Here is a 6,927-nt window from a genome sequence, read left to right on the forward strand (position 1 = left end):
GGACGCCCTCGCGCTGGCGGGCGGGCCCCCCCGCCCCCCCGCCGCCCCCCAGCCCCCCGCGACCCCCCCCCCCCAGGCCCCCCCCGCCCCCCCGGACGCCGCCATCCGCCGCGCCGTGGACGCCCTCGCGCTGGCGGGCGGACCCGCCGGCCCGCCCGACGCCCGATAGCCCCTGGCGACCCGCCCGCCGCAGTCGCCCGCGGCCGCCTAGATCGCGGACCAGCCGCCGTCGGACGCGAGGATCACGCCGTTGACGTTGCGGCTCTCGTCGCTCGCGAGCCAGGTGATGGCGTTCGCCAGCTCCTCGGCCTCGACGGGGGTGGGGATCATGGTCTGCATCAGCGGGCCGAGCACCTGCCCGGCGAGGGCGGAGCGCATGGGCGCCTCGATCGCGGTCTTCGTGGGGCCGGGCGCGACCGCGTTCACGCGGATGCCCTGCTTCCCGTAGATGACGGCCGTGTTCTTCGTGATGCCCGCGACCGCGTGCTTCGACGCGGTGTATGCGACGCCCGCGGCGGACCCCCGGAGCGCCGCCTCCGAGGCGACGTTGACGATCGCGCCGGAGCCGGCCGCCTGCATGAGCGGCAGCACCGCGCGGGTGAGGCGCAGCACGGCCGTGACGTTCACGGCGAACACGAGGTCCCAGGTGCGGTCGTCGACCTCGCCCGCGGGGAGGAAGCCGTCCATGATCCCGGCGACGTTGGCGAGCACGTCGACCCGGCCGTCGGCGGCGTCGACGATCGCGCGCACGCCGTCCTCGGCGGTGATGTCGCCGACGACCGGGACGATGTCGAGGTCGGGGTGCTCGGCGACGAACGCGTCGAGCCGCTCGGCGACGACGTCGGCGGCGATGACGCGGGCGCCGTCCTGCGCGAGTCGCAGGGCGGTGGCGCGGCCGATGCCGCTCCCCGCTCCGGTGACGATGGCGGTGCGTCCGGCGAAGCGCGGCTCGTGGGTCATGGATCCTCCTCGATGGGTCCGGCGGGTGCCGGTGCCGCGATTATGGCACAGGGTGCCATAAAGGGCCCGGGTCGCGCGGGATCCGCCCGCGCTACCCGGCGGTCGTCGCCGCGACGGGCTCGTCGGCCCGAGCGCCCTCGTGCCGCCCCGGCCGGTGCGACGGCCACCAGAAGCGGTCGCCCAGGATGAACACGAGCGCCGGCACGAGGAGCGTCCGCACCACGAGCGTGTCGAGCAGCACGCCGATGCACACGATGACGCCGATCTGCGTGAGCGCCACCACGGGCAGCACGCCGAGCACCGCGAAGACCGCGGCGAGCAGGATGCCCGCGCTCGTGATCACGCCGCCCGTCGAGGCCAGCGCCCGCACCATGCCCTCGCGGGTGCCGTGCAGGCGCCGCTCCTCCCGCGCCCGGGTGACGAGGAAGATGTTGTAGTCGACGCCCAGGGCCACCAGGAACAGGAACGCGAACAGCACCACGTTCGCGTCGAAGGCCGGGAACCCGAGGACCTGCTGGAACAGCAGGTTGGCCGCTCCCAGGCTCGCGAAGAAGGTCGCCAGCACGCTCGCGATGAGGAGCACCGGCGCCACCAGCGAGCGCAGCAGCAGGCCGAGGATCACGAAGACGATGGCCAGGATGATCGGGATGATGAGCCCCTGGTCGCGCTCCGAGGATGCCGCGGTGTCGGCGGCCGTGGCGTCGCTGCCGCCGACGAGCGACGCGGACTCCTCGCCCGGGGCGTCGGCGTAGGCGGCGCGGAGGTCCCGCACGGCGGCGAACGCGCCCGCGCTCTCGGGCTCCGCGTCGAGCTGCACGTCGATGCGCGTGCGGCCCTCCGCCGACTCGCCCGCCCGGGCGCCCTCGACGCCGGGCACCGACTCGGCGGTGGCGACGGCGTCCGCCGCGACCGCGTCCGGGGCGAGCACCACGGTCTGGGCCGTCAGGCCCGCGGAGAACGACGCGTCGACGACCTCCTGGGCGGCGACCGACTCCGGGTCGCCCAGCAGCTGGTCGGTCTGCGAGAGCCCGACGCGCGCGCCGACGAGGCCGAGCGCGAGGACGCCGACCCCGGCGAGGGCGACGACCGCCACGACCACGGGCCGCCGCTGCACGCCGAGCCCGAGGCGCCGCCAGACGCCCGGCTTCCCGCCGTGGTCGACGTCGGATCCGACGCGCGGGATGAAGGGCCAGAACAGGCCCCGACCGCACACCACGAGGGCCGCGGGCAGCACGAGGAGCGCCGCGGCGATGGCGATGACGACGCCGATCGCGCACGCGAACCCGAGGGCGCGGTTGCCGGACAGCTCGGCGGCCAGCAGCGTGATGAGGCTGAGCGCGACGGTGCCGCCGCTCGCCGCGATGGCGGGACCCGCGCTCGTGACGGCCGTGAGCATCGCCCGGTGGCGGTCCTCCTGACGCGTCAGCTCCTCCCGGTAGCGGGCGACGAGCAGCAGCGCGTAGTTGGTGCCGGCGCCGAAGACGAGCACCGACAGGATCCCGCCGATGGAGGCGTCGATGGTGATGCCGAGCGGCTCGGCGACGGCCGTGACGACCACGCGCGCCAGGCCGTCGGCCGCGCCCACCACGGCGAGCGGCACGATCCAGAGCACGGGGCTGCGGTAGGTGACGATGAGCAGCACGGCGACCACGAGCACCGTGACGAGCAGGAGCCGGAAGTCGGCGCCCGCGAAGGCGTTCGAGATGTCCGCCTGGAAGCCGACGGGGCCGGTGAGCTGGGCGGTGAGCCCGTCGGGGAGGTCCGCGCCCGCCGTCGTGCGGAGGGCGTCGGCGGTGGCGGCGATGTCGTCCGTGGCCTCCGAGGCGTCGAGCGGCACCGCGACGAGCGCCGCCCGCCCGTCGTCGCTGACCTGCGGGACGACCGCCTGCGGTGCGAGGGAGTCGGCGGCCAGCGCCTGCGCGCGCTCGGCGATCGCGGCCGTGTCGGCGTCGGTGAGGGCGGCGCCGTCCCGGCTGAAGACGAGGATCCCCACGGTCGTGTCGGCGCTCGGGAAGCGCTCGAGGAGCTCGCTCACCTGCCGGGCCTGGCTGGACTCGGGCAGCCCGGACGGCGGGAACGCGTCGGCCTCGCCCTTCGGCAGGAAGGCGAACAGGGCGGCCACGGCGGCGGCGGCCACCACCAGCGCGATCCAGGCGGTGCGCCGGGCGCTGACGAAGCGGGCGATCGATCTCACGGGTTCCTCCAGGGGTGCAGTGATCGTCAGCCTACTGACTGTCAAGCTCCTTAGCGAACACGGTCGTACGATGGGGGCATGTCCCGCACCGAGAGTCGCCCCGGAGCGGAGGCGTCCGACGCCCTCCCGGAGCCCGGCGCCGGGGTGCCGGCCGCCGCCGGCGACGCGGGCGAGATCGGCCGCGCGCTCCGTGACGTGCTGGGCCTCGCGGCCGGGTTCGAGCGCCGCCTCGGCACCGTGCTCGCGGTGAACCCCACCGACATGAAGGCCATGGAGCACCTCATCCAGGCGGGCTCGCTGTCGCCCACCGAGCTCGCGGGCCGCCTCGGGGTCACGACCGCCGCGGCGACGCTCGTGGTCGACCGGCTGGTGGAGGTCGGCCACGTCGACCGCCGTCCGCACCCGCACGACCGCCGCCGCGTCGTCGTCGTCCCGCGGCCCGCGTCCGTCGGCCGCGCCATGGACGAGCTGATGCCCATGATCGGCGGCGTCGCCCGCGCCGCCGACGCGCTGACGCCGCGCGAGCGCGCGACCGTGCTGCGCTTCCTCGGCCAGGTGCGCGAGGTCTACCGGGAGGCGTCCGACGGACCCGTGGCCTGATCCGGCGGATCCACCGCGCGTGCACCCGGCGCTCGGCCGGCGTGCGGCGGGCGTCCACCGGGCTCGGGGATGATGGACGCGCGTCGACCACCACGACGACCACCACCACCACCGACGTGCACACGAAGAGGAGAGCCATGACCGGCAGCGGACGAGAGACCCCCACGGCGACGCGCGGACTGGTCCTGGGCGGCGGCGGCGTCGCCGGGATCGCCTGGGAGACGGGCCTCGTCTCCGGCCTCATCGCGGCGGGCGTCGACCTCGGGGGCGCCGACACGGTCGTCGGCACCTCGGCCGGATCCGTCGTCGCGATCAACCTGCGGGCGGGCGCCATCGACGCGGCCTACGACGAGCACTTCGTCGACGTGGCGGGCATGGCCGAGCCGATGGGCAGCCGCGACCTCGCGCGCACCGTCGAGGTCATCGGCGAGGGCGTCGCGAGCACGGCGGGCGAGATCCCCACGCGCCAGAGGATCGGCGAGCTGGCCCTCGAGGAGTACGACCCCGAGGTGGACGACGCCGCGAGCGTCGAGCGCATCGGGCAGCTGCTGCCCGTCCGCGACTGGCCCGAGCAGGACCTCCGCATCACCGCGGTCGACGCGGGCACCGGCCGCTTCACCGTCTTCGACAAGGAGTCCGGCGCCGACCTCGTGCGCGCGTCCGCTGCGAGCTGCGCCGTGCCGGGCGTCTTCCCACCGGTCACCATCGACGGCCGCCCCTACATGGACGGCGGCATGCGCTCCGGCACGAACGCCGACGTCGTCGCCGACCACGAGCGGATCCTCGTCATCGCGTGCGGCCCCGAGGCCCCGACCTCCGGCATGGGCCCGACCCTCCCCGGCGTGGTGCAGCAGCTCCGCGGCCGCGCGGACGTGCTCGTGATCCAGGCCGACGCGGAGAGCACGCGCGCCTTCGGCGAGAACTCGCTCCTGCTCTCGACCCGGAAGGCGTCCGCCGAGGCGGGCCGTGCCCAGGCCGAGCGCGTCACCGACGAGGTCCGCGCCTTCTGGGGCTGATCCCACCCGCGCCCGCCCGACGGGCGCACGACGAGGGGCCCGGCCGTGTGATGCGGCCGGGCCCCTCGTCGATGGAGCGTCGGATCAGGCGGCCGGCACCGCGGCCTCCGCGCGCCCGGCGTGCGCCGCGTGCTCCGGGTAGAGCAGCGGCAGCTGGAGCGTGAGCCAGGGGCTGAACGCCCATGGCGTGAGGGCGACGGCGGCGGTCAGCTGCTCGGGATCCACCCACTGGAACTCGCCCACCTCCTCGGGCCGCGGGTCGACCGGGGTGGCCGCCACCGCGCGGAACACCGGGCAGATCTCGTTCTCGACGACGCCCGCGGCGTCGGTGGCGCGGTAGCGGAAGTCGGGCAGCACCAGCTCGACCGAGGCGAGCGCGAGGCCCAGCTCCTGCTCGGCACGGCGGTGCACGGCCTCGAGCATGTCCTCGTCGGGCGCGGGGTGGCCGCAGAAGGAGTTGGTCCAGACGCCGGGCCAGGTGAGCTTGCCGATCGCGCGGCGCGTGACGAGGATCCGGCCCTCCGCGTCGAACACGTGGCACGAGAACGCGAGGTGCAGCGCGGTGTCGCGGGTGTGGACCGTCGCCTTGGGCGCCGTGCCGATCTTCTCGCCGTCGTCGTCCAGGAGGACGACGAGCTCGGTGTGCTGTGACATGCGCTCCCTGCTTTCCGTTACCCCCTCGATGTTAGGTTTCATCCGTGGACGCCACCAACCTCGCTGCCGTCTCCACATCGAGGCAGGCCCACGTGAACGGCGTCCTCGACGCGTTCTTCGCCCGGTCGCTCGTCCGCGCCGAGGTCATGGGCGACGAGTACGTGAAGCTGTGGCGCACGCTCGAGTCCAACACGGCCGGCGGCAAGCGCTTCCGCCCGCGCATGGTGATGGCCGCGTACGACGGCCTCGGCGGCCAGGACGTGCAGGCCGCGGCCCACGTCGGCGCCGCGTTCGAGATGCTGCACACCGCGCTCATCGTGCACGACGACGTCATCGACCGCGACTTCACCCGCCGCGGCGGCCCCAACGTCTCCGGCTCCTACCGCGACATCGCGACCACGCAGGGCCTGCCGCAGCCGCTCGCCGAGCACCGCGGCATGTCGGCCGCCGTCATCGCCGGCGACCTCGCCCTCGTGAACGCCTACCGCCTGATCGACGCGAGCGGCGTGCGGGACCTCACCCGCTCGCACCTGCTCGAGATCCTCGACGACGCCGTGTTCGCGTCGGCCGCGGGGGAGCTCATCGACGTCGAGTTCTCGCTCACCGCGGAGGTGCCGAGCGTCGAGGAGATCCTCCGCATGGAGCGCCTGAAGACCGCGGTCTACTCCTTCGAGGCGCCGCTGCAGGCCGGCGCCGTGCTCGCGGGCGCGCGCCCCGAGGTCGTGACCGCGCTCGGCGACTTCGGTCGCGACATCGGCATCGCCTACCAGGTGGTCGACGACGTCCTCGGCGTCTTCGGCGACGAGGAGGAGACCGGCAAGACGAACCTCGGCGACCTCCGCGAGGGCAAGCGCACCGTCCTCATCGCCCACGCCGTCCGCTCCTCGGAGTGGAAGGAGATCAGCTCGCTCGTCGGCAAGGACGACCTCTCCCGCGGGGAGGCGGCGCTCGTCCGCTCCGTGCTGGAGAGCTCCGGCGCCCGTGCCTACGCCGAGGGCGTCGCGCGCGACCTCGCCGTCGCCGCCTGCGCGCGCCTCGAGGACCCGGTCGTGCCGGAGGCCCTCCGCCGGGAGCTCGCGCCCGTCGCGGAGTCCGTGCTCGGGCGCATCCGATGACGGGTCGCCGCCCGGGCCGTCGCGGCCCCGCCCCCGAGGCGCCCACCGGCCTCGAGAAGTACGACCGCGTCGCGCAGGAGACGGCCTCGGTCGTCATCCGCCGCTACTCGACCTCCTTCGGCCTCGCGTCGCGCCTCCTCGGCGCCGACGTGCGCCAGCACATCGAGAACGTGTACGCGCTCGTGCGCGTGGCCGACGAGATCGTCGACGGCGCGGCCGCCGGCGCGGGCGTCGACCCCGCGCACGTCGAGTCCCTGCTCGACGCCCTCGAGCAGGAGACCGAGGACGCGATGCTGCGCGGCTACAGCACCAACCTCGTCGTGCACGCCTTCGCGATCACCGCCCGCCGGTCCGGCTTCGGCGCCGAGCTGACGGCCCCGTTCTTCGC

The 6,927-nt window shown here is 75.0% G+C and carries 7 protein-coding genes; 4 read left to right on the top strand and 3 right to left on the bottom strand.

Annotation, left to right across the window (positions count from 1 at the left end; translation table 11 throughout):
* Positions 1-207: 207 nt before the first annotated feature.
* Both Q6969_RS11525 and Q6969_RS11530 read right to left on the bottom strand, forming a co-directional pair.
* The gene (locus tag Q6969_RS11525) at positions 208-960 is read right to left on the bottom strand and encodes an SDR family NAD(P)-dependent oxidoreductase (protein WP_317230570.1); all 753 of its coding nucleotides are present in this window, start codon (positions 958-960) and stop codon (positions 208-210) included.
* A 91-nt stretch (positions 961-1,051) separates the two neighbouring features.
* A complete protein-coding gene (locus tag Q6969_RS11530) occupies positions 1,052-3,154 on the bottom strand; it encodes an MMPL family transporter (RefSeq protein ID WP_317230571.1) in 2,103 nt (700 codons plus the stop codon).
* 78 nt (positions 3,155-3,232) lie between these two features.
* Here Q6969_RS11530 and Q6969_RS11535 point away from each other — a divergent pair, with 78 nt between their 5' ends.
* Together Q6969_RS11535 and Q6969_RS11540 are read left to right on the top strand one after the other, a co-directional pair.
* The gene (locus Q6969_RS11535) at positions 3,233-3,754 is read left to right on the top strand and encodes a MarR family transcriptional regulator (protein ID WP_317230572.1); all 522 of its coding nucleotides are present in this window, start codon (positions 3,233-3,235) and stop codon (positions 3,752-3,754) included.
* A gap of 137 nt (positions 3,755-3,891) precedes the next feature.
* Positions 3,892-4,770: a patatin-like phospholipase family protein gene (locus Q6969_RS11540; RefSeq protein WP_317230573.1), complete on the top strand. Its 879-nt coding sequence runs from the start codon at positions 3,892-3,894 to the stop codon at positions 4,768-4,770.
* An 84-nt stretch (positions 4,771-4,854) separates the two neighbouring features.
* Here Q6969_RS11540 and idi read toward each other — a convergent pair whose 3' ends face one another.
* A complete protein-coding gene (gene idi / locus Q6969_RS11545) occupies positions 4,855-5,424 on the bottom strand; it encodes an isopentenyl-diphosphate Delta-isomerase (RefSeq protein WP_317230574.1) in 570 nt (189 codons plus the stop codon).
* Between the two features lie 44 nt (positions 5,425-5,468).
* Between idi and Q6969_RS11550 the strand changes: the two genes are divergently transcribed.
* Both Q6969_RS11550 and Q6969_RS11555 read left to right on the top strand, forming a co-directional pair.
* On the top strand, positions 5,469-6,539 hold the full coding sequence (locus Q6969_RS11550) for a polyprenyl synthetase family protein (RefSeq protein ID WP_258070248.1): 1,071 nt from the start codon (positions 5,469-5,471) through the stop codon (positions 6,537-6,539).
* Positions 6,536-6,927: squalene/phytoene synthase family protein (locus tag Q6969_RS11555; protein WP_317230575.1), on the top strand; the 392-nt coding region annotated here is incomplete at its 3' end. The genes Q6969_RS11550 and Q6969_RS11555, both read left to right, overlap by 4 nt.

Source organism: Clavibacter sp. MX14-G9D (assembly GCF_032917815.1).
GTDB classification, from domain to species: domain Bacteria; phylum Actinomycetota; class Actinomycetes; order Actinomycetales; family Microbacteriaceae; genus Clavibacter; species Clavibacter michiganensis_K.

Excerpts from the sequence above, each read along its gene's own strand:
- Q6969_RS11540 (WP_317230573.1), top strand. The coding sequence starts at position 3,892 with ATGACCGGCAGCGGACGAGAGACCCCCACGGCGACGCGCGGACTGGTC.
- Q6969_RS11525 (WP_317230570.1), bottom strand. The coding sequence starts at position 960 with ATGACCCACGAGCCGCGCTTCGCCGGACGCACCGCCATCGTCACCGGA.
- Q6969_RS11535 (WP_317230572.1), top strand. The coding sequence starts at position 3,233 with ATGTCCCGCACCGAGAGTCGCCCCGGAGCGGAGGCGTCCGACGCCCTC.
- idi (WP_317230574.1), bottom strand. The coding sequence starts at position 5,424 with ATGTCACAGCACACCGAGCTCGTCGTCCTCCTGGACGACGACGGCGAG.